1 protein-coding gene is annotated in these 203 nt (G+C 65.5%); it reads left to right on the forward strand.

Annotated features, from left to right (window positions below; all coding sequences use genetic code 11):
* Nucleotides 1-203: immunoglobulin-like domain-containing protein (locus JFN91_RS21930; RefSeq protein ID WP_199391263.1), on the forward strand; the 203-nt coding region annotated here is incomplete at both ends.

Here is a 203-nt window from a genome sequence, read left to right on the forward strand (position 1 = left end):
GCTACCGACGTGAAGGAGAACGCGGAGAGCGTGTTCACGGTGCACGTGAGCCAGGCGCTGACCGACGACCTGACGGTGCATCTCTCCAACGGCGCGGACGTGGTCATCAAGGCGGGCGACACCTCTGCCGACTACCATGTTGCCGCACAGGGCGATGACGTGTACGTCGATCCGGGCCAGGTGCAGCTCTCCATCGCCACCGC

The sequence above is a fragment of the Geomonas anaerohicana genome (assembly GCF_016458305.1).
Classification (GTDB): Bacteria; Desulfobacterota; Desulfuromonadia; order Geobacterales; family Geobacteraceae; genus Geomonas; species Geomonas anaerohicana.